This window comes from Psychroflexus tropicus DSM 15496 (assembly GCF_000378765.1).
Taxonomy (GTDB): Bacteria; Bacteroidota; Bacteroidia; order Flavobacteriales; family Flavobacteriaceae; genus Psychroflexus; species Psychroflexus tropicus.
In genome coordinates, this window is record NZ_KB905344.1 from 313787 (window position 1) to 334543 (window position 20757).

The following is a 20757-nucleotide window of genomic DNA, read 5'->3' on the forward strand; positions in this document are numbered from 1 at the left end:
AATTCGATTTATGGAAACGTTTTTAGGAATAGATTATCCCACCTGGTGGTTTTTAGTAGTAGGAGGACTCTTTTCTGGGTATGCTATTTTAGATGGCTTTGATTTTGGCGCTGGAGCCTGGCATATGTTTTTTAAACAAAATTCGAGTAGAGAAACGGCTTTAAAAGCCATTGACCCGACCTGGCATGGGAACGAAGTCTGGTTGGTGATAGGGGGAGGTACTTTATTCGCAGGTTTCCCTGTGTTTTACGGAACCCTGTTTTCTGCAATGTATACGCCCTTTATCTTATTTCTTCTCTTCATTATATTTCGAGGGATTTCTATCAAATTCAGAAATATGGAAGAGATGCTCTGGTGGAGGCGAATGTGGGATTGGGGATATTCCATCTCCAGCATCATGCTGGCTTTTTTATTGGGTGTAGTTCTTGGAAATATCCTTAATGGTATGCCACTGGATGAAAACTTTGAATATACAGGACGTGGATTCTTCGAGTTTCTTAATCCGTTTTCAATCTTGGTTGGCGTTACGAGTTTAGCCTTGTTTATGATGCACGGTGCCATTTATCTGCTGCTAAAAACTGAAGGGAAGTTGTACAACCGTATTCAGCAGTTTCTTAAAATAGGAATAGCTTTTTTTATCATTTCTTATGTGGTCACTACCAGTTACGGGTTCTTTAATCTAGAGCACCTTTTGGTGGTGTTTGAGAATAACCAAATTCTTTTTGTAGTTCCGTTTTTGGTCTTTCTGAGCATCGCTAACGTTCCCCGCCTGGCCAGTAAAAAGAAATATGGCTGGGCTTTTATTTTTACTAGTCTGACCATTGCATTATTACTGGTAATCGTTGCCTTTGAATTATATCCGCGTTTGCTTTTATCCAATGAGGTTGCAGATAATAGTATCACCATTTACAATGCAGCTGCTTCAACCAAAACCCTAAAAATTATGATGGGATTTGTGGCTGTGGGTGGCCCTTTGGTACTATTGTATAGCTATTTTGTCTATAGAACCTTTTGGGGTAAAGTAAAATCGGATACTGAGGGTTATTAGTCTTTCGAGCGTAACCCTTGTTACTGTGTAAATCTTCATTTTGAATCAATTTTGTACTGCAATTTTGATTTATGATGCGACGTTTATTCCCCATTCTTTTCATTGCTTTTATCGGTAGTCACTTCAGTTTTAGTCAGGAAGCTCAAAGTGAAAAATCGCTCTATAACGCTTTTGCTAAAGGCGAACTGCATGGAGAAGTACGTAACTTCTTTATGAATACCATCAATGAAGGTAAACTAAAGGACTATTATACCAATGCCACGGGAATAGCCTTTAACTACGAAACAAAACCTTTATATGGGTTTTTTGCAGGAGTTCACTTTAGATCGGTGTTTAAGACTTTTGGAGTTTCGTTATCCCAAGAGGATCCCCTAGTAGGAGCAGCAGCAAAGTGGGAGTATGAACTCTACGATCTTTTAGAAAAGGGAAACTATAAAGACCTCAATAAAGTGCAGGAACTGTATTTGAAATATCAATACAAGAACTCTTACTTTAGCATTGGCCGTATCGAAACAGAGTACACGCCACTGCTCAATAATAGTGATGGCAGAATGGGACCGTTCGCTCATCAAGGGGTCTGGTGGCATCACCGATGGAATGATAATTCTACTTTAGATTTTGGGTTCATCAACGCTATTTCTCCCAGATCCACCACAGATTGGTTTTCTTTAAACGAAGGTATTGGTCTTTTTTCTAATGGTTTTTTACCCAATGGTGAGATAGCAGATTATAGAAATTATACAAATTCTGAAGGTTTGGGTGTCATAAAATACCTGTACTCTAAGGCTAATTTGAACTTCATATTATATGATATCTTCGTCCACAACCTTTTAAATACTGTTTGGCTGGAAACCGATTATAGTCTCAATAACTGGCGTTTGGGTCTGCAGTATGCCCTGCAGCATGGGGCTGGGGCTCAGAAGGATTTACCGCTTCAAAATCAATATACCCGCGATGGGGAAAACGGGCAAGTCCTGAGTACTGAGTTGACCTGGTCAACCTATAACTGGACCTTTAGTTTTGCATACTCGCATCTCTTTGATACCGGTCGTTTTTTATTTCCTAAAGAGCTGGGCCGGGATCGGTTCTACACTTCTATTCCACGGTCCAGGATGGAAGGACTTGGCAACGCCAATGCTGCAGTTTTAAAAATCGGTAAGTCTTATCCACAATCTAATTTAGATGTGCTTTTCGAATTTCAAACCATACAAGGTTTAGAGCTTGAGGAGTTTACTTTTAATAAATACAACAAAGACGAAAGTTTTCAGGTTAATTCGATTATCAATTACAGTGCTGACCAATTTTTAAGAGGCTTAAGCTTCGAAGCCCTTTTGGTTTACAGGCGTAACCTTAACGACACCTCAAATCCCGTTATTTTCAACAGGAGTAATTTCCTTCAGCTCAACTTTATGACCTATTTTAGATTCTAGGAGCTATTCCCGCTTTCCATTACAAGTCCTTGCTGGTCTGCTGTAAAATTCAAATGTCAAAAGAGCTCTCTAAGGTCGCTTTTTTCCATTGTATTTTATTCAGCAGTCAACCTGCGTGCTTTCCATTGCAATCGGGGCTAAATAGTAAATACAGGTTTTTTTAGAATAGAGACAATATACATATAGACAAAATTTGAATCGACAATTATTTAGGATTCAATTATGGTAAGACATAACTCGAACAATAGTTAAAAGTTTTTTAGTAAGCCTCAAGCTGTTCAAATAATAAGTAGTTTAACCTAAAATTTTAAAACTATTTTTATGAATGTCGTTAAGCTCTCTGAGGTTAAATTATCCGACTTACAACGTGTCGGCGGAAAAAGTGCATCGCTAGGTGAGATGATTCAAAATATGAGTAAGCTTGGGGTCAACATCCCCGATGGATTTGCCATAACCGTAGACGCTTATTGGGCATTCATAAAACATAATCATCTTGAAGAACGAATTAAATCCAGTTTAGCTGGACTTCAACACGATGATCTTATCTCCCTCAATAAAACCGGTTTAGAGATTAGACAAATGATCCGTAATGGTAAGTGGCCGCTAGCTATTGAGGAAGAAATCAAAAGAGAATATTCACGTTTATCAGCAATCTATAAGCAAGAGTTTACCGATGTAGCTGTGCGTTCATCAGCTACTGCAGAAGATTTGCCAGACGCTTCTTTCGCCGGGCAACAGGAAACGTATTTAAATGTTCGCGGTCCAGAACAATTGTTGATTTCAGTACGGGATTGTTTTGCATCCTTATTCACCGATCGGGCAATTTCCTATCGCGATAATTTTGGATTCGATCATTTTAATATCGGGTTATCAGTTTGTGTCCAAAAAATGGTACGATCAGATTTAGCGTCCTCAGGGGTAGCCTTTTCGATCGACACGGAAAGCGGCTTTAAAGATGTGGTACTCATCAATGCTTCTTATGGCCTTGGAGAAAGTGTGGTACAAGGTAGCGTCTCACCAGACGAATGCCTCATTTTCAAACCCACTCTGGAGGAAGGTCACGAAGCAATCATAGAGAAAAAATTGGGTCGCAAACATTCAAAAATGATTTATTCGACCGAGCCCGGTAAGTTGGTTAAGACCGTTCAGGTAGGAAAGGAACAGCAAAATCAGTTTTGCATTAGTGATGAACAACTGCTTCAACTTGCCAAATGGGTTTGCATGATAGAAATCTATTACTCCAAACTGAAAGGTCATTGGTGCCCTGTCGATACCGAGTGGGCTTTGGATGGACTCACCGGTGAGTTGTTTGTCGTTCAAGCCAGACCAGAGACTATCCATTCCAGAGTTAAATCGGATACATTGGTAGAATATAAGATTGACAAAGCTGCCGAGCCAACAGTAAGACTTTCAGGTATCGCTGTAGGCGATAAAGTAGGGCAGGGGAAGATCCAAAAGATGTATTCCTTAGATGGTCGTGACGGAAGTTTCGACGGTTCTAAATTTAAAGAAGGAGATATTTTGGTCACAGAAATGACAGATCCAGACTGGGAACCGGTGATGAAAAAAGCTTCTGCGATTGTTACCAATAAAGGCGGTAGAACATGCCATGCGGCAATTGTTGCCCGGGAAATGGGTATTGCTGCAATCGTAGGTACAGAAAATGGAACTGAGCTTCTGAATAATGGTGAGGAAATGACGGTTTCCTGTGCAGAAGGCGATGTGGGGAAAATTTATGAAGGCTTGGTCTCTTTCAGGATAGAAGAAACGAATCTGGATCAATTGCCAGAAACCAAAACCCCTATAATGCTCAATGTAGCCTCACCCGACTTGGCTTTCAAGTTCAGTAGAATTCCTAATGCAGGAGTAGGCCTTGCAAGAGAAGAATTTATTATCAATAATTATATCAAAGCTCACCCTTTGGCCTTGCTCAACCATCGACAGCTTGATGATAATGAACTCACGGCGTCTATCCTGGATCTGACTCGAGGCTATGCCGATGAAGAAACCTTTTTCGTTAAGCGCCTGTCGTATGGCATCGCTAAAATAGCGTCAGCCTTTTATCCTAAGCAGGTTATCGTGCGTTTATCTGATTTTAAATCCAATGAGTATGCTAATTTGTTGGGTGGTAAATATTATGAGCCCGAAGAAGAAAATCCAATGATTGGCTGGAGAGGTGCCTCACGCTATTATTCCGAAGCCTATGAATATGCCTTTGGGATGGAATGTAAAGCCATCAAAAGAGTGAGAGAAAAAATGGGCCTAAAGAACGTCACGATTATGATTCCCTTTTGCAGAACAGTAGAAGAACTACAAAAGGTTTATAAAGTGATGAAGACTTATGGTCTGGAACGCGGAAAAGACGGTCTCACGGTGTTTTTAATGGCCGAACTACCCTCCAACATTTGGATGGCCGAAGAGTTTGCAGAACATATCGACGGTTTCTCTATAGGATCAAACGATCTTACGCAGCTCACTTTAGGTCTCGATCGCGACTCGTCTCTTGTTGCACATATTTACAACGAAAGAAATCCAGCTGTAAAGCGTTCTATCAACGCCTTAATAGTTGCGGCCAAAAAAACAGGAACTAAAGTGGGCATTTGTGGCCAGGGGCCATCCGATTACCCGGATTTCGCTCAATTTTTAGTTGAAGCCGGTATAGATACCATATCGGTCACTCCAGACTCCATGTTGAAAACCATTAAAGCCATTAGCAGTATAGAACATCAGCTCGAAGACAAAGCTAGCCTAAATATCAATTGAGGCGTTTGAAGGGACTCGATAGTTCACTATTTAGAGCTTAATGATTAATTGTTTTAAAAACCTGGTCGTTCCTATAGGGGGGTAAATCATTCAATGTTTTTGAAAAGGAAAGGATGATAGTTTTTTATTGGTAGTAAAATGATTTACTTTTATGTGGCATCATTATTGGTAATTTTCTAAAGCTAGCACATACACGAATTCGTTTTGAACCTTAAGTCTGCAAATTATCAATTGTAGGGCTAATGATTTACTACACCTTTAAAAAACGAATGATGATACCTAAAAAACATCCCACTAAAAATTTAAATCAAAAAAAGACACTATTCTTTCAAATTGGCCTCATTGCAACGCTAGTTTTTATTTTGATTCTGGTAGAATGGAAAACAGAAGCTTCAACAAATGTTGACCAGGATACCGTCTCTTATCTTATGCTGGAAGATGAAGAGATGCCCACCATCAAAATTCCAAAAGAGAAACCTGAACCTTTGCCAGAACCTAAGCCAATAATCGATGATTATATCATTGATGAGGAACCGCCAGAGACAGAGAAGAAAACAATCAAGACAGAAGAGCCCTCAAAAGGTGCAATTCCGTTAGATCTGGGCGAGATTGAGACCGTACCGGATGAACCTATCAAAGAAATTCCATTTGAACTGATTGAAGATGTCCCAATCTTTCCTGGTTGTGAACAGTATACAGATAACAAAGAGAGAAAAGCCTGTATGAGCGAACAACTCAAGGAATTTATCAACAAAAAATTTGATACAGGTTTGGCTTCAGATTTGGGCTTGAAAGGCATCCATAGAATTTATACCTCTTTTAAAATTAAAGCCAATGGTGAAGTAGAATTTATCAATGCCAGAGCTCCTCACCCCAAGCTTAAACAGGAAAGTCAGCGTGTGATTGAAAAGCTACCTAGCATGCAGCCTGGCAAGCAAAGGGGTAAGCCTGTAGATGTTATTTTCTCTTTACCTATCATGTTTAAGGTTTCTGATTAAAACCAAAAAAAACCTTGCACTGTTTTGTGCAAGGTTTCTTCAATTTGAAATGATAGGCTAATTCAATTTTTCATAAGTAAAGGCAGGATAACCCCTAATGCCATTTTCATTGGTTAGAGCTGTAAATTTTAATTTGTAGATATTCTCATCCCCATCTTTAAGCACAAAAAAGACCTCTTCTTTTAAGGTTGGAGAAGAATTTGGACCACCACCAACTCTCCAATTACTTCCTATACCGCGTTGATCTGAAGTGAAGTTAGTGTCTTCTACCTGCTCAAGATTAAATTCATCGTAAGTAGAGGTTTCTACCATATAAGCTTTTACTTCATTAAGACTATTATTTACAATAAAATCAGTAAACCCATAAGATCCAGCCCCAGGAATTTCATTGGTAAATACCGTAAAATTCAAGTCCCAGCGAATGTCACTATTCACTTGAACCACTTCATTAGAAGCTAAACTCACGTGGGTAAAAGAGCTTTGTGAGTTTTTATTAATGACGATTTCCTGAAAATCTGTGTCATCTAAATCAGCGTGCTGAAGAATATAATTCTCTCTATCTCTTAATATTCTTATTTTTTTCCATCCTCTTGCTTCTCCCGCTACAGCTACGCTTCCAGGTTGTGGAGCCTCTGTACCGATTTCATTTCCCAGATTAAGCAGGTAGACTTTATTTTCTGCATCTGTTGCTGAAATTTCAGAAATAGCAGTTCCTGAAAGATTTCCATTGGGTGCATCAATATATTCCATGTTGGTAGGGTTAAACGTACCTACCATAACCTGACCTTGTAGAGCTGTGACATCTTCTGCAGTAACATTCGTAATGTCTGTAACGTCTAATTCTGCTGCCGCCATAAATAGGGAGCCGTTCAGTTTTACTCTAAAATCCTCTCCGTTGTAAAATTTCAAATCCCAGGCGTCTCTTCTTGACGTTGCAGATGACTGGGAGCTCAAATCCACAAAGACCTGGTTGGGCTGATTAGGCCCGCCAACTTCAGGAGCAAAGTTGCCGCTGGAGGCGGCGGCTTCAGAAAAAGCAACTTCTAAATCTGTATTTCCTCCTGCAATGAAATTGGGTAAAGACGATGAAGAAATGCTGAAGTTGATGCTTTTGTTTTGCCCTTCAATGGGATTTTGAAGCTTTTGTAAATTGAAGGAAACCCCTTCAGCTCCATTTTCAAAGGTGAGTTCCAGAGTACCGGTTTCAGAGCTAGGTATGGTAATAAAATCCTCCTCATAATTGGAGCTACTAGAATTCCAGCCTATTTCAATACTTCCAGCTTGTTGCGCCGGATTAGAAAAAACCACATTGATGTTGCGTTCATCTACAGCTGTCGAAAAAACAAGCTCAGAATTCTCAAAAGCTACTATCGTTTCTGTTTGAACAGGGTTGTCATCATCGCTACAACTGAATAACAGAGCAATAATTAAAATTTGTAAGGTAAATGATAATTGTTTCATGGTGTTTAAAATTTGAATTGATATAAGAGTTTAATAAAATAAGAACGTCCGTAGGCTAGCAAAAGGCTGGAAGGAGGGCCCGAATGTGCTCCGCCTTCTACAGCAGTGGTGTTTACCCTATCCACATCGAGAAGGTTTCTTGCTCCAAGAGTGATGTCTAGCCGTTGATTAAAAACTTGTTTTCTTAAGCTGAAATCCATCAGGCCAAAGCCATCTTGTTTTCCTCGTTCCAGAATGGTTTCTCCAGCCTCGTTTTGTTGTTGAACAAATTGATACTGTGGGCCGTTATACTTAAAAAATAAAGAAGAGGTTATATTTAATTTTGGCACTGTATAGCTCAAACTTGAATTGGCTTGTAGTCCAAACAGAAAGTCATCATTGAAATTTTCTCTGCTATCTAGTATTTGAGAAACGCCTGTGAATGATAAACCTAGGTTTGCCTTAAAATTTTGATAATCTATAGCGGTTGTAAGGGAGGCACCAACAGTTTGAAATTCATCAATATTAACATATTGATAAGCAAGTGGACTCGGGTTCACAATGCTGAGTTGAATCCTATCTTCAACATTGAGGTACCAAAGGCTCAATTTTGGTTTCACTTTTAAAGTATAATCCCTATTCCAATAGGCTTTTTTGAAGTATAAAAAGGCCGAATAGCCTTGCTCAGGAATGAGATTTTCGTTTCCTCTTACATCGTGATTGATGTCCACAAAATAGGTGAACAACTCATCGTAACTTGGGGTTCTGGGAGAACTTCCAACGACGGCTCTCACTTGCAAACCGTTTTTAAAAATATATTTTGAGCTTAACGAGATAGCATAGAGTGGATCAAAATTATTGGTCATTAAGATTCTGGCCCCTGGACGAATGGAAAACCGTTCTGATAATTCAAGTCTTGAGGTTAAAAAGGTATCATAGGAATGCAGACTTCGACTTACAGCTTCAGATTGAAGAGGATTTGACATAGGAGAGGCAAAACCATCTATAAGATTGATTTCATAACCCGCTTGTAAGTCAAACTTATCGGTAGATAAGAAATTACTCAAATTACCTCTGGAAAAGAATACGCTTCTGGATTCAAATTCATTTTTACGAACGTTTTCTTTTCTTCCAGTAAAAAACCTGTAAGTGAATTGTTCTACATTTCGCGTTTGCTTCTGGAAAGATGCAGAAATATCCAACCTTGACTTTTCAAAAACTAGGGTATTTAAATTGAGATGATGTACTAGACGCTGTGTGTCGAAAATTTCATCATTTGCCGTTGGATTAGACGTTTGCGTAGAAGGATTAAAGTTTCTAAAGACACTTTCAGAATACCGACTTACCGTTTCATCAAATAATTCAAACTTATAAAATAAGTTTATATGGTTTTTACTGAACCTTAGAAGACCTTTATAATTTGTCTGTTGCTTTGGCAACCATTCATAACCCCGTAAGCCGTCGTTTTCAGAATAATTTTGACCTTGCTTTTCTCCAAATCTACCCTTGAAATCATTTCTGAACGCACTTGCTTGTACGTACCAGTTCTTGTTGATATTATGACTAACCCGTAAAGATTGGATGTGTCTGCCCTGGTCGCTAAGATTATACTCATCTCCTATACTTTCTTCCTGAATGAAAGGAGTGACTTCCCAGGTGTAGTCGGAATTTTTTCTAGTGATAATATTTATAATTCCTGATACAGCATTGGCGCCATATTGAACTCCCATAGCTCCTTCCACGATTTCAATTCGTTCAATATCGTCTAAGTTGATTTGTGTGAGATCGGCATTATTTCCTAGACCTTCATCACTTACAAGCGGAATATTATCGACCAATATTTTGAAATACTGAGCATCCAGTCCAAAAAGCTGAACCCCAGATTTACCAGTAGAGGCATTCGGTACAATATTAATATTGAGTTGCTGATTCAAGATATCAGCCAAATTATTTGCGGCCAGATTGTCAATAGTCTGCCTGTTGATGACTTTCACTTCAAAAACAGATTTGTCGACACTTTGCGGATTGATTTGGCCTGTGACGACGACTTCTTCTAAATCATTTATGCTATCTAGATAAGATTCAGATGTCTTTTTTGTTTGAGCAGTACTTGCATTCAACACCCCTATAAAAGCAACAATAATAAGTAGTTTCCTCATTATTTATATTAAGTCTTAATAAAAATACTTTGGCAAATATATTATTGTTTTTATTAAATCTAAATAAAAATACATATTTTTGCTTCCATGATTTAACCTAAAAACATAAAACAAATGAGAATCAAGAGTTTAGTACTTTCTGTTTTTTTATTAACAACATTTCTGAGTTTAGAAGCTCAGGAGTCAAAAAAAGTCCAGGATCAAAAAGCCATCAAAGACATGTGTGGTTGCTTTGAAGTAAGCTTTAAATACACCGAAACCTTTTCACCAGAAATCGATTACGAAAAGAAATTAGATTATACGGCTTACGCTTTAGAATGGGCTGAACTTGTTGAAGATAAAGAGGATGAGATTTCTATTCAACATTTATTAGTAATCAATGACACCATGGTCATAAAGCATTGGCGTCAAGATTGGTTGTTTGAGGATGACAGTAAATTTGTTTATGACACGGGGAACACCTGGAAATTCATCGATCAGGACAAAGATGAAGTCCAAGGAAAATGGACGCAAAAGGTTTATCAAGTCGATGATAGCCCAAGATATTCGGGAACTGCCACATGGGTTCATTATGACGACAAAACCTATTGGGAGAATGAAAGCAATTCGCCATTACCAAGACGAGAATATACCAAAAGGGATGATTATAATTTAATGAAAAGAGGCAACAGACAAGAAATCACAGATGAAGGCTGGGTACATGAGCAGGATAATAAAAAGATCGTAAAACAGGATGATAATAATGAGTCGCTTTTAGTGATGGAAAAAGGATACAATACTTATACTCGTGTAGAAGATGAGCAGTGTTTAGCAGCAAAAGAATGGTGGTCTGATAATCAAAAATACTGGTCTAAAGTGAGAAAAATTTGGGATGATATTTATACTTCTAATGAAGTTTTGGAATTAAGAAAGTCTGTAGATGGAAAGCCGCTTTACATGCACTTAACACCAGAAAAGGCTCCTTCTAAAAAGGCCATTAGGACAACTATTGAAAAATTCATCGTAAAAGCTTAAGCATGAAATGGATTTATTTTTTAGGCCTGACTTATTTTTTCTGCTTTTCATTTATAACCACTTCTTTTAATATTCCGAATATATTGCAGCAAAAACTTGAGAAAGCTATTTCATCAACTTTTGAGGATGAGAAGTTAACTATTTCTGAAGTGGATTTTAGTCAGTATGAAATTCAAAAAAAAGATGAGTTGCATATTTTCAGAATTTCAAAAAATGAAAATCTTATAGGTTACGCCTATCTATCTCAGGCCAATTCCAAACATGATGTTTATGATTTTGTGGTTTTGTACGATAAGGATTTAGAGATTAAGAAGTCTAAAATCTTAATCTACAGAGAAAATTATGGAAGACAAGTAGGCTCACAAAGATGGTTGAGGCAATTCATAGGAATGAAACCTGGAGAGACCTTTAAATATGGGGACGATATTTCAGCGGTTTCTGGTGCTACTATTACGGCAACATCTATGACTAAAGCAGTGCAAAAATCACTCGACGATATGAAGACTTTTAATCAATAAAGAGATCAATTATGATCATTAGTCAATCTTTAAAAGATCAATCTAAAGAAGTGAAACATCTTATTTCTGCGTTTCTGGTCGTACTGAACATCGGATACTTTACAGGAATTACTTTTGTGGATGACACTACAGATCAGTCTCCTGAAGGAATTGAGGAAAACTATTTGGGAAATGAGAGCGATGAAGCAGCGATGGAAATGAAGTTTAAAAAAAGTAAGCAAGAGATTTTAAATATAGTGCATACTCACATGCTGTCTATTTCTGTTATTTTTTTTCTTACAGGCATTTTGGTGTCAAAAACTTCAGTTAATTCTATACTCAGGAAGATTTTAATGATTGAACCATTTTTGTCTATACTCCTAACTTTTGGAGGTATTTATCTGCTGTGGTCTGGAATAATCTGGATGAAATACGTAGTAATGGTATCTGGAATAGCTATGACATTTGCATTTATTGGTGCCTTAATCGTCATTTTTAAGTCAATGTATTTTTCCAAATAAAAATAAACCCCTTTCAAATTTATTTGAAAGGGGTTTATTTATTTTATAAAAGTCCTAACTATATATCGTCGAAACTCACATTTGTAAATGCTGTAGCGCTAGTACTTTCTTCAGCAACTTCACTTTTAGTTTCGCTAGTTTCTGCTTCAGAAGGCTTCGTGAAATCCTTTTGATGGCGATCACTTATGACTTCTTCTCCTTTTTTGTCAATGATAAAATTCGTAGTTTCATCTAAAGCTTCTTTAAAATTTTCAAAATCTTCTTTATAAAGGTAGATTTTGTGCTTTCTGTAAAAGAAAGACCCATCGTCATTTGTGAATTTTTTACTTTCTGTAATCGTCAGGTAATAATCATCTGCTTTGGTAGATCTTACATCAAAAAAGTAAGTTCTTCTCCCTGCTCTAATGACTTTAGAGAAAATGTCTTCGTTCTTCATCGACCCTTGTTCACTCATAATGCTATTGTTAAATAAGATTAATATAACGTTTGTTCAAAAGTCTTAAAAAAAATCAAAAAAGCAAATAAAATCCTAACTTTCTTTTTCTGATAGTTGCTTATTGTAAAGATCTTTATAGTAGCCACCTTTCTCTAATAGTTCAGAATGGGTGCCTTCTTCAAGGATTCTTCCTTCTTCTAAAATAATAATATGATTGGCATTTTTTGCCGAGGAAGCACGATGGCTCACCACCACCGAAGTCTTATTGCTTGAAATTTTGTTGAGTTTGTTAAATATTTCTTCTTCTGTTTCTGTATCTACCGCAGAGAGACAGTCATCAAATAAAACAATTTGAGGGTCTTTAATGATAGCTCTGGCAATAGACACTCTTTGCTTTTGTCCGCCAGAAAGTGTTATTCCTCTTTCTCCTAAAACAGTGTCATACCCTTTATTAAATTCAATAATGTTATCGTGTACCGCAGCATTTTTGGCGGCATTGATGATGTCTTCCTCCGTGGCATCTGCTTTCCCGAATTTGATGTTGTCTCTTATGGAACTACTAAAAAGAAAGGCATCCTGAGGAACATAACCCAGTTGTTCTCTCAGGGCGTTGAGGTTGAGATTTTCTATGGGCTTACCGTCGATTAGGATTTCACCCTGATTAACGTCATAAAGTCGACCAATTAACTCTAAAATTGTAGATTTTCCTGAACCAGTCTTTCCCATAATCGCCAAAGTTTCTCCTTTATTGACTTTAAAGGAGACGTCTTTTAAAGCAACAATATTGGTATCTTCATAAGTGAAGCTTACATTCTTGAATTCAATTTCTCCTAAAATGGACTCTGAGGTATCTGGAGCATGATTTTTAATTCGAGGCTCTTCACTTAGAAATTCGTTGATGCGTTCCTGAGAGGCCTCCGCTCTTTGTATCATGGATGTGATCCAGCCTACCGAAGCTACCGGCCAGGTCAACATATTTACATAAAGTAAAAACTCAACGATAAGTCCTACGTTTTCAATCTTGCCTTCGATATACTGCATTCCTCCGAAATAAATCACGAACAAATTGCTAAAGCCAATCAGGAGGACCATTAATGGAAAAAAAATAGCTTCAACCTTTGCTAGGTTCACGTTTTTTTCTTTGCTTTCATTAGAAAGCTGTTCGAAATTTGTGTTAAATCGATTGAGAATACCGTATGATTTTATCACTGCGATGCCGCTAAAGCTTTCTTGAGTATAGGTATTTAGATGCGATAAAAACCGCTGAATTTCTGCACTTCTTTTGTTGATAGCAACACTCAATTTATAAATCGCAAAGGATAAAATGGGAAAGGGGATTAAGGTGTACAGTGTAAGCGTAGGCGCCGCCTTGACCATAAAATAAATGACTACTACAAATAGTGTAAGAGTTTGCACCCCATACATGAGAGCTGGGCCTACATACATTCTAACCTTGGAGACATCTTCAGAAATACGATTCATCAAATCTCCAGTTCGGTTTCTTTTGTAAAAATCTAGAGATAGGTTTTGGTATTGAGTATAAACTTCATTTTTGAGATCATATTCGATATACCTGGACACCACGATGAAGGTTTGTCTCATTAAGAAGGTGAAAATAGCTGACGCTAATGCTGCCCCTACAATAAGACCAATATTCATAAGTAACTTGTCTTTAACGATGTCTACACGGGCAATATCTCCATTAACGTAGTCTTCAATAGCATTGGTCGACTTTCTTATGAGTTGCGGAGTAAATACAGCAAACACCCGGGCGCCAATGGTAATGATAAGCCCAAGAAAAAGTCTTCCTCGATACTTGTATAAATACTTATTTAGACTTTGAAGAGCCTTCATTCAGTTGCTACTTTAGGCTTGCAAATGTAATCAAAAGAGTGAATCACCTTTTAATATAACAAAAGTTTAAACCTTAACTAAAGAATCTTTATCTAGCTGTTTTTCTTTTGTGTTTAAAAATTTTCAAATAGGGTCTCTTCTCACCTTTTAAATATTATTTTTGCGCTCTAAATTCTATTTTTTAAACATGTTGACAAGAAGACATATTCGTGCTAAAGTGATGCAGTCCCTATACGCCTTTCATCAAGGAAAAAAAGACTCCATGCAGACTGAAGAAAAATTCCTGAAAAAAAGTACAGAAGATATGTATAATCTCTTCTTACTCAATCTCGAACTTCTGGTAAGTATTAAAAAGCAAGCAGAAGAGTATTATAAAATTGTCAAAAAGAAATTTCTTGCCACGGAAGAAGAAAAAAACCCGAATAAGAAGTTTGTGAATAATCAACTGCTGAATAGAATTTCAGAAAGTAATGCTCTAAGTCAATTGATTGAGGACAAAAAACTGAAACATTGGTCCAGAGATGATGAATATCCAAAATTGATTTGGAATAAGATCCTGGAATCTGATTTATACGCTGACTATATTTTTACAGAAAATTCAAGTTTTAAAGAAGATAAGGACTTTATTATTGAGTTGTTTAAGACCATTATTGCTCCTAATGAAGACTTATATGACTATTATGAAGATCAAAACTTAACCTGGATCGACGACTTCCCAATCGTGAATACTACGCTACTAAAATTTTTACAAAAACAGAAAGAAGATGATGAGGTGATTACGATTCCAAGACTCTACAAGAACGTAGAAGATGAAAATTTTGCAAGAGAATTATTCACTAAAACGCTGCTTTCTGATGAAGAATTTTCTGAAATCACTAAAAATAAAACCCCAAACTGGGATCAGGATAGAATAGCTGAAATTGATAGTATTCTGATTAAAATGTCTCTTTGTGAGTTCATCAAATTCCCGTCCATACCCGTGAGAGTAACTATCAACGAATATTTAGAACTTGCTAAGGAATATAGTACACCTAAAAGTAGCACCTTTATCAATGGTGTTTTAGATACGGTTTCAAAAGAGTTTCAAAGTAATGGTAAAATTAATAAAGTCGGTAGAGGTTTAATGTAATTGCTTAAATTATATTATTTTTGAACCAAACTAAAATTAATTTCAAAATGAAAAAGTTATTGTTTGCCTTAGTTGCTTTAGCAACAATCTCGTTTACAGCTTGTAACAATCAAAAAGCTGCAGATAAAGTAGATGAGTCTAAAAAAGAAATAGCAGAGGAGCGCGATGCTGAGAAGCAATCTTTTCCTGTTATGGAATTTGAAGAAAAAGAGTATGATTTTGGTACAGTAGAAGAAGGTGAAATTGTTGAGCATACCTTTACGTTTACCAACACTGGTGATGCTCCACTTATCGTGTCCAATGCTACTGCAAGCTGTGGTTGTACAGTACCAACCTGGACTAAGGAAGCCATTGCTCCAGGAGAAAATGGTGAAATGGTAGTAAAATTCAATACCAGAGGTAAGCCAAACCAACAAATGAAAGCTGTAAGAATTACTGCTAATACTCAGTCTGGTAGAGAAACGATTAGAATCAAGGCTTTCGTCAACCCTAAAAATAGTAATGCTGGATCTCCAGTGAAATAAAATATATGGATCAAATAGGAAGTTTATTACCCTTAGTTTTAATTTTTGTAGTGCTTTATTTCTTTATGATTAGGCCTCAAATGAAGAAGCAAAAAAAAGAGAAAAATTTTATAGAGTCCATTAAGCGAGGAGATAAAGTTGTTACTAAAAGTGGCCTTCATGGAAAAGTTGCAGATATGAGTGAAAAACTCGATGCAGTAATCCTTGAAACCGGATCTGGTAAAATGACTTTTGATAAGTCTGCTTTATCTTATGAGTTATCACAAAAGGTAAATACTCCAGCTAAAGAGAAAGAATCTAAGCCTTCTAAAAAATAAATTTAGAAGTGTCATCTACCTTAAAAGCTACCGTTTTCGGTAGCTTTTTTTATTTAAATTTGATTATAAAATAAATCGATGTCATTAACACCATCTAATATGTTAGAACTTGGAACTAAAGCTCCAGGTTTTAAACTTTACGATACAGTATCCAGAGAAATCTATTCATTGCAGCAACTTAAAGGGGAGAAGGGTACCGTGATTATGTTTATATGTAATCACTGTCCATATGTCAAGCATGTAAATGATGAAATCGTAAGATTGGCTAACGATTACAGAGTTATAGGGTTTAGCTTTATAGCTATATCTAGTAATGACGTTAAAGCCTACCCTCAGGATAATCCTGATGAGATGTACAAAACAGCGAGGGAGCATAATTTTCCTTTTCCTTATCTCTACGATGAATCTCAGGATGTAGCCAAAGCCTATAAGGCAGCTTGTACTCCAGATTTTTATGTTTTTGACGATACGTTAAAGTTGGTTTATAGAGGCCAATTGGATGATTCAAGGCCAAAAAACGGTATTCCTACATCAGGACGTAGTATTAGAGAAACACTTGATGCGATTTTAAATAACAGGGCCGTAACAGGGACTCAAAAGCCAAGTATGGGCTGTAATATAAAATGGAGGACGTATTAACATAAATAACTTAAATTCCCAAATAAGATTAATTAATATACTATTAGGTTTTATATTTCAATACAAAACTTAATTTTGTACAAAACAATTAATATTATGGCATTAGAAATAACAGATAAAGATTTTCAAGAAAAAGTATTAGATAGTGATAAGCCTGTTTTAGTTGACTTTTGGGCTGCTTGGTGTGGTCCATGTAGAATGGTGGGCCCTATCATCGATGAATTAAGCACAGAGTATGAAGGCAAAGCTGTAGTTGCTAAGATGGATGTGGATCAAAATCAAGAATTTGCAGCAAAATATGGCGTAAGAAACATACCAACGGTGCTATTATTTAAGGACGGTGAACTTGTTAATCGTCAGGTAGGAGTTGCGCAAAAAGAAACTTATGCAGAAGCTATTGATAACGCTTTGTAATTAAATACAGAGATACTTATATTTAAAGGCTTGATTTTATATCAGGCCTTTTTTTTAGCACTATGGATATTAAATCTGAACTAAAAGATACTGGTTTTACCAACTTACCACTGCTTGCCTCTCAGGTGGTAGAAGGTTTCATATCGGGGATACACAAAAGTCCGTTTCACGGCTATTCTGCAGAGTTTGCTGAGCATAAACTTTATAATTCTGGGGAAAGTACACGACATATAGATTGGAAGCTCTTTGCAAGAACAGATAAACTTTACACCAAAAAATTTGAAGAAGAAACCAATTTGCGTTGCCATTTTGTTCTAGATCGATCTTCATCTATGTATTATCCACCTATAAAATCTACCTCAATAGATGATTTAAATAAAGTCAGTTTTTCAGCTTTATCTATAGCTTCAATCATGCAATTACTTAATAAACAAAGGGATGCAGTAGGATTAACAATTTACGACGAAATGCTTAAATTTCAAATCCCGGAAAAGGGAAGTAGCGCTCACTTTAATATGATTTATAGCCAGTTGGAAGATTGTATTCGTGATCCCCAGGAAAATTCAAGAACCAATACCTATCAGTTTTTACATGAAATAGCAGAAAAACTCAAAAGACGGTCCTTAGTATTTCTTTTCACAGACTTATTACAGCCAGATTTGCCTAGAGCCGACTTATTTGAAGCTTTAAGGCATTTAAAATACAATAAACATCAAGTAGTTCTTTTTCATACTCTCGATTTCAAAACAGAGGTTAAGTTTGAATTTGATGATGCTCCCAAACGTTTTTATGATCTCGAAACAGGAGCCAAAATTGATCTTCATACTCATCAAATTCAAAAACAATACACAGAGAAGATGTCTGAATTCATTCAAGAACTGAAGTTGACCTGTGCTAAATATAAGATTAGATACGTTGAAGCCGATATTAGAGGCGATTTCAAAAAAATATTAATGACTTACTTAGTTGAAAAACAGAAGCTAAAGTCTTAAGCCAGATTTTTGTTGAATTATTTTCTTCAAACTAGTTTGTGTAATTAAAAATTGGGTTTATATTTGCACTCGCAATTAAGCAACGGTCTGGTAGTTCAGTTGGTTAGAATACCTGCCTGTCACGCAGGGGGTCGCGAGTTCGAGTCTCGTCCAGACCGCTTTTTTTTAAGATGTTGTGTTGTGAAAGTGTAACCGCTTTCCTAGGTTTAGAAACTAAACCATCAGAAGTCTTTCCAAACAGGAAGGGCTTTTTTATTTTACAAAGTTTAGAACCTGCTAATTAGATAAGGGATGAGGCATCAGGAACAATTGTTGTGTTTAGCCAAAAATTCGAGTCAATCTATACAAGAAGAACTCTACATTTTTCACACCTCTAAACTGAGTTCTAAAGGCATTGATTTTAGCGTTTAAGGATTCCGCTGATGCGTTTGCGCTTCTATTTATAAAGTAGTTCAATATCGATTTATAATTAAGATGTATCGTGTTTGCCATTGAATTGAACGCTCTGAGACCCTTTTTTCAAAATCATTGTACCAACGGGGCTGATTTGGTGTTTGCTACTTCCATTGATTTTGCTGAGTTGAATATGTTCCTAAGGCCTGATCTAAATCGAATTCAATTTTGAAATCTGGGTATTGAGCAAATAAGACGACATTCAATTTTATGTTGTCAAAGGCACGCCCCCTTAACTTTGAAAACAATTTAGAGTAAGCCATGAGGGAAACTGCTGGCTAGGGAGGGGTATTTACCATAGCCACCTCTGGTATACATTCGGTTGCGCCTCAGTAGTTATCTTGAGTGTATTGGTGGAGTCATTCTCCGGCAAATAAAGAATTTAAGATCAAGCTTCATCAATTAATTATGGGCCTACATCAAAAGGTCATGGGTGTTCATCAATTGAGACATTTAAAACTACAGGGAAAGTTTTAATATTACGCCAATTAATATTAAGATCTTAGATGAATTTAAAAATCCAATTATTCAGGTTGTTTATGTCTCTGGTTGTCTTGTCCAGCTGTAGTAATGACGATGACAATGCGGTTGAACCCCCGCTATCTATTTTTTCTGTTGATAAAACTATCGTTAAACCCGGAGATGAATTGGTCATTACCGGTCAAAGCCTGGCCGATCCAGTGGTTTCATTTGGTATTGACATAGAAGATTTGGCTCCCGGTGTTGATCTTGATCCGAGAGCGGAAATCATTTCATTTACCGATCATCAACTAATTGTTAGGGTACCAGAGAATGCTGTTTCCGGACCCATCTATATTTATTCGGAAAACCAAAAGGCTAAGTCCGTTATTGTAAGAGTGCAATATCCCTTTTTGACCGGTTTATTAAATATAGGAGAAGCTGAACCGACACCTGGAGCAGTATTAAATCGGGATTTTGGTTATGAATTTAGAAGTGCTGTTAACGGTAAGATTACCGAAATTGGATTATTTGTGCAGTTTCCGGAAACATATCAGGTTTCTTTGTGGGATGTGGATAACAGACTCGAATTAGTTAGTTTTTCTATTTCATCAACTGTTACAGGAAATGAACATTTGAACTATGTAGCCATTGAGCCTTATTCCATTGTAGCAAATAAATCTTACAGAATAACTCTGTCAAGACCTGTATCCACCAACTTTTTATTTAGTTATAATGAACCCGCAGCTTATCGTGACTTGAATTATCTAGGGGCATATGTCAAAGATGCTTTTTTTCCAGAAACCAAAGCTGATCGGTTTACTGGTATAGATTTTGTCTTTTTGCCAGACCTTTAGCGAATATTAATTAACGTGCCCTTATAACCTTTGGCGGCAGTAACTTTTAGGTGTAAACAGAATTTGTTAGCAATAATTAAATACTAGCATTATGAAAAAATCAATTTTAGTTTTAGCTATGATTATTCCGTTCGCGTTTATGGGTTGTAGTTCTGATGATGACAATAATAATGAGGAAATGACAAATCCAACATTGAATGTTGGAGATATAATTATCTCTGAAATAATGAATAACCCCTTAGCTGTACCAGACTCTGTTGGAGAGTGATTTGAAATCTATAATACTTCAGATGATAATTCATATAATTTGGAGAATGTAGTTTTTTCAGATGGAACCAATGAGTTCATCGTTAATAATCCTTTAAACATAGAACCCAATTCTTATTTAGTTTTTTCAAACAATAACGACGTAAGTACTAATGGAAGCATAAATGTGGATTTTGAATATGATGGTTTTTTTTCTTTACCGAATTCTGGAGGACAAATTTCAATAACGAGTAATACTATAATTATAGATTTTGTCAATTATGATAGCTTTAATATAGAATCCGGAAAGAGTCTAAACTTAAATCCAAATAATTTAGACGCTGTTGACAATGATAATTCTAATAGTTGGTGTATTTCTGCATATGGATTACCATCTGGCGATTTCGGTACGCCTAAACTGGCAAACACAGACTGCAATTAAATAACTATTGCTAATGATGGGTATAAAAAAACATTGTGCGCACAGTGCTTTCCAGAAGATTTCGGTTCTTAGTCAGTTCGGTTTCGGCATGACAGTTAAGTACTTAAAAATGCCCAACGTTTCAT

At 36.6% G+C, this 20757-nt stretch carries 22 protein-coding genes and 1 tRNA gene; 17 read left to right on the forward strand and 6 right to left on the reverse strand.

Annotated features, from left to right (window positions below; all coding sequences use genetic code 11):
* Positions 1-10 precede the first annotated feature (10 nt).
* The 4 genes from cydB (at position 11) to F598_RS0111060 (ending at position 6239) form a co-directional block, all read left to right on the forward strand.
* Positions 11-1048, forward strand: coding sequence for a cytochrome d ubiquinol oxidase subunit II (gene cydB, locus F598_RS0111045; RefSeq protein WP_019039119.1), 1038 nt, complete (start codon positions 11-13; stop codon positions 1046-1048).
* A gap of 71 nt (positions 1049-1119) precedes the next feature.
* The gene (locus F598_RS0111050; RefSeq protein ID WP_019039120.1) at positions 1120-2478 is read left to right on the forward strand and encodes a hypothetical protein; all 1359 of its coding nucleotides are present in this window, start codon (positions 1120-1122) and stop codon (positions 2476-2478) included.
* Positions 2479-2799: 321 nt separating this feature from the next.
* Positions 2800-5241, forward strand: a complete 2442-nt coding sequence (ppsA, locus tag F598_RS0111055; protein ID WP_019039121.1) for a phosphoenolpyruvate synthase — start codon at positions 2800-2802, stop codon at positions 5239-5241.
* A 269-nt stretch (positions 5242-5510) separates the two neighbouring features.
* Positions 5511-6239: an energy transducer TonB gene (locus F598_RS0111060; protein WP_245539781.1), complete on the forward strand. Its 729-nt coding sequence runs from the start codon at positions 5511-5513 to the stop codon at positions 6237-6239.
* Positions 6240-6296: 57 nt separating this feature from the next.
* On the opposite strand, the gene F598_RS0111065 is transcribed toward F598_RS0111060, so the two are convergent.
* The gene (locus F598_RS0111065; RefSeq protein WP_019039123.1) at positions 6297-7700 is read right to left on the reverse strand and encodes an HmuY family protein; all 1404 of its coding nucleotides are present in this window, start codon (positions 7698-7700) and stop codon (positions 6297-6299) included.
* A 5-nt stretch (positions 7701-7705) separates the two neighbouring features.
* Positions 7706-9838, reverse strand: coding sequence for a TonB-dependent receptor plug domain-containing protein (locus F598_RS0111070; protein ID WP_019039124.1), 2133 nt, complete (start codon positions 9836-9838; stop codon positions 7706-7708).
* Positions 9839-9952: 114 nt separating this feature from the next.
* On the opposite strand from F598_RS0111070, the gene F598_RS0111075 reads away from it, so the two are divergent.
* The 3 genes from F598_RS0111075 to F598_RS0111085 are packed head-to-tail and all read left to right on the forward strand — an operon-like array spanning position 9953 to position 11870.
* A complete protein-coding gene (locus F598_RS0111075; RefSeq protein WP_019039125.1) occupies positions 9953-10852 on the forward strand; it encodes a DUF6607 family protein in 900 nt (299 codons plus the stop codon).
* A gap of 2 nt (positions 10853-10854) precedes the next feature.
* Positions 10855-11370, forward strand: a complete 516-nt coding sequence (locus tag F598_RS0111080) for an FMN-binding protein (protein ID WP_019039126.1) — start codon at positions 10855-10857, stop codon at positions 11368-11370.
* A gap of 11 nt (positions 11371-11381) precedes the next feature.
* The gene (locus tag F598_RS0111085) at positions 11382-11870 is read left to right on the forward strand and encodes a hypothetical protein (RefSeq protein WP_019039127.1); all 489 of its coding nucleotides are present in this window, start codon (positions 11382-11384) and stop codon (positions 11868-11870) included.
* Between the two features lie 58 nt (positions 11871-11928).
* Here the strand turns inward: F598_RS0111085 and F598_RS0111090 are convergent, their stop codons facing one another.
* Both F598_RS0111090 and F598_RS0111095 read right to left on the reverse strand, forming a co-directional pair.
* Positions 11929-12324, reverse strand: coding sequence for a PUR family DNA/RNA-binding protein (locus tag F598_RS0111090; protein WP_026302669.1), 396 nt, complete (start codon positions 12322-12324; stop codon positions 11929-11931).
* Positions 12325-12399: 75 nt separating this feature from the next.
* Positions 12400-14160 (reverse strand): ABC transporter ATP-binding protein, encoded by a 1761-nt coding sequence (locus tag F598_RS0111095; protein WP_019039129.1) that lies wholly within the window; start codon positions 14158-14160, stop codon positions 12400-12402.
* Between the two features lie 187 nt (positions 14161-14347).
* On the opposite strand from F598_RS0111095, the gene nusB reads away from it, so the two are divergent.
* The 7 genes from nusB to F598_RS0111130 all read left to right on the forward strand — a co-directional run bounded on the left by nusB (position 14348) and on the right by F598_RS0111130 (position 18333).
* Positions 14348-15289, forward strand: a complete 942-nt coding sequence (gene nusB, locus F598_RS0111100) for a transcription antitermination factor NusB (RefSeq protein WP_019039130.1) — start codon at positions 14348-14350, stop codon at positions 15287-15289.
* A 47-nt stretch (positions 15290-15336) separates the two neighbouring features.
* Positions 15337-15813, forward strand: a complete 477-nt coding sequence (locus F598_RS0111105) for a DUF1573 domain-containing protein (RefSeq protein WP_019039131.1) — start codon at positions 15337-15339, stop codon at positions 15811-15813.
* A 5-nt stretch (positions 15814-15818) separates the two neighbouring features.
* The gene (yajC, locus tag F598_RS0111110; protein ID WP_026302670.1) at positions 15819-16130 is read left to right on the forward strand and encodes a preprotein translocase subunit YajC; all 312 of its coding nucleotides are present in this window, start codon (positions 15819-15821) and stop codon (positions 16128-16130) included.
* 78 nt (positions 16131-16208) lie between these two features.
* A complete protein-coding gene (locus F598_RS0111115; RefSeq protein ID WP_019039133.1) occupies positions 16209-16769 on the forward strand; it encodes a thioredoxin family protein in 561 nt (186 codons plus the stop codon).
* Between the two features lie 96 nt (positions 16770-16865).
* Positions 16866-17183, forward strand: coding sequence for a thioredoxin (trxA, locus tag F598_RS0111120; protein WP_019039134.1), 318 nt, complete (start codon positions 16866-16868; stop codon positions 17181-17183).
* Positions 17184-17245: 62 nt separating this feature from the next.
* Positions 17246-18175: a DUF58 domain-containing protein gene (locus F598_RS0111125; RefSeq protein ID WP_019039135.1), complete on the forward strand. Its 930-nt coding sequence runs from the start codon at positions 17246-17248 to the stop codon at positions 18173-18175.
* 84 nt (positions 18176-18259) lie between these two features.
* A tRNA-Asp gene (locus F598_RS0111130) sits at positions 18260-18333 on the forward strand.
* Positions 18334-18493: 160 nt separating this feature from the next.
* On the opposite strand, the gene F598_RS15135 is transcribed toward F598_RS0111130, so the two are convergent.
* Together F598_RS15135 and F598_RS15460 are read right to left on the reverse strand one after the other, a co-directional pair.
* Positions 18494-18667: a transposase gene (locus F598_RS15135; RefSeq protein WP_083925456.1), complete on the reverse strand. Its 174-nt coding sequence runs from the start codon at positions 18665-18667 to the stop codon at positions 18494-18496.
* Between the two features lie 65 nt (positions 18668-18732).
* Positions 18733-18891 carry a hypothetical protein gene (locus F598_RS15460; RefSeq protein WP_019039136.1) on the reverse strand — a complete coding sequence of 53 codons (159 nt, stop codon included), beginning with the start codon at positions 18889-18891 and terminating at the stop codon, positions 18733-18735.
* 243 nt (positions 18892-19134) lie between these two features.
* Here F598_RS15460 and F598_RS0111140 point away from each other — a divergent pair, with 243 nt between their 5' ends.
* From F598_RS0111140 to F598_RS0111150, 3 genes are all read left to right on the forward strand, one after another.
* On the forward strand, positions 19135-19944 hold the full coding sequence (locus F598_RS0111140) for a hypothetical protein (protein ID WP_019039137.1): 810 nt from the start codon (positions 19135-19137) through the stop codon (positions 19942-19944).
* 91 nt (positions 19945-20035) lie between these two features.
* Positions 20036-20212: a hypothetical protein gene (locus F598_RS15350; RefSeq protein WP_019039138.1), complete on the forward strand. Its 177-nt coding sequence runs from the start codon at positions 20036-20038 to the stop codon at positions 20210-20212.
* 39 nt (positions 20213-20251) lie between these two features.
* Positions 20252-20632, forward strand: coding sequence for a hypothetical protein (locus F598_RS0111150; protein ID WP_019039139.1), 381 nt, complete (start codon positions 20252-20254; stop codon positions 20630-20632).
* Positions 20633-20757 lie beyond the last annotated feature (125 nt).

What these genes read in the sequence shown, in the direction of transcription:
- ppsA (WP_019039121.1), top strand. Translation starts at nt 2,800, where the DNA reads ATGAATGTCGTTAAGCTCTCTGAGGTTAAATTATCCGACTTACAACGT.
- F598_RS15350 (WP_019039138.1), top strand. Translation starts at nt 20,036, where the DNA reads ATGAAAAAATCAATTTTAGTTTTAGCTATGATTATTCCGTTCGCGTTT.
- F598_RS0111070 (WP_019039124.1), bottom strand. Translation starts at nt 9,838, where the DNA reads ATGAGGAAACTACTTATTATTGTTGCTTTTATAGGGGTGTTGAATGCA.
- F598_RS0111140 (WP_019039137.1), top strand. Translation starts at nt 19,135, where the DNA reads ATGAATTTAAAAATCCAATTATTCAGGTTGTTTATGTCTCTGGTTGTC.
- F598_RS0111090 (WP_026302669.1), bottom strand. Translation starts at nt 12,324, where the DNA reads ATGAGTGAACAAGGGTCGATGAAGAACGAAGACATTTTCTCTAAAGTC.
- F598_RS0111065 (WP_019039123.1), bottom strand. Translation starts at nt 7,700, where the DNA reads ATGAAACAATTATCATTTACCTTACAAATTTTAATTATTGCTCTGTTA.
- nusB (WP_019039130.1), top strand. Translation starts at nt 14,348, where the DNA reads ATGTTGACAAGAAGACATATTCGTGCTAAAGTGATGCAGTCCCTATAC.
- trxA (WP_019039134.1), top strand. Translation starts at nt 16,866, where the DNA reads ATGGCATTAGAAATAACAGATAAAGATTTTCAAGAAAAAGTATTAGAT.
- F598_RS0111050 (WP_019039120.1), top strand. Translation starts at nt 1,120, where the DNA reads ATGATGCGACGTTTATTCCCCATTCTTTTCATTGCTTTTATCGGTAGT.
- cydB (WP_019039119.1), top strand. Translation starts at nt 11, where the DNA reads ATGGAAACGTTTTTAGGAATAGATTATCCCACCTGGTGGTTTTTAGTA.
- F598_RS0111125 (WP_019039135.1), top strand. Translation starts at nt 17,246, where the DNA reads ATGGATATTAAATCTGAACTAAAAGATACTGGTTTTACCAACTTACCA.
- F598_RS0111085 (WP_019039127.1), top strand. Translation starts at nt 11,382, where the DNA reads ATGATCATTAGTCAATCTTTAAAAGATCAATCTAAAGAAGTGAAACAT.
- yajC (WP_026302670.1), top strand. Translation starts at nt 15,819, where the DNA reads ATGGATCAAATAGGAAGTTTATTACCCTTAGTTTTAATTTTTGTAGTG.
- F598_RS15460 (WP_019039136.1), bottom strand. Translation starts at nt 18,891, where the DNA reads ATGGCTTACTCTAAATTGTTTTCAAAGTTAAGGGGGCGTGCCTTTGAC.
- F598_RS0111080 (WP_019039126.1), top strand. Translation starts at nt 10,855, where the DNA reads ATGAAATGGATTTATTTTTTAGGCCTGACTTATTTTTTCTGCTTTTCA.
- F598_RS0111105 (WP_019039131.1), top strand. Translation starts at nt 15,337, where the DNA reads ATGAAAAAGTTATTGTTTGCCTTAGTTGCTTTAGCAACAATCTCGTTT.
- F598_RS0111095 (WP_019039129.1), bottom strand. Translation starts at nt 14,160, where the DNA reads ATGAAGGCTCTTCAAAGTCTAAATAAGTATTTATACAAGTATCGAGGA.
- F598_RS15135 (WP_083925456.1), bottom strand. Translation starts at nt 18,667, where the DNA reads ATGGCAAACACGATACATCTTAATTATAAATCGATATTGAACTACTTT.
- F598_RS0111075 (WP_019039125.1), top strand. Translation starts at nt 9,953, where the DNA reads ATGAGAATCAAGAGTTTAGTACTTTCTGTTTTTTTATTAACAACATTT.
- F598_RS0111115 (WP_019039133.1), top strand. Translation starts at nt 16,209, where the DNA reads ATGTCATTAACACCATCTAATATGTTAGAACTTGGAACTAAAGCTCCA.
- F598_RS0111060 (WP_245539781.1), top strand. Translation starts at nt 5,511, where the DNA reads ATGATGATACCTAAAAAACATCCCACTAAAAATTTAAATCAAAAAAAG.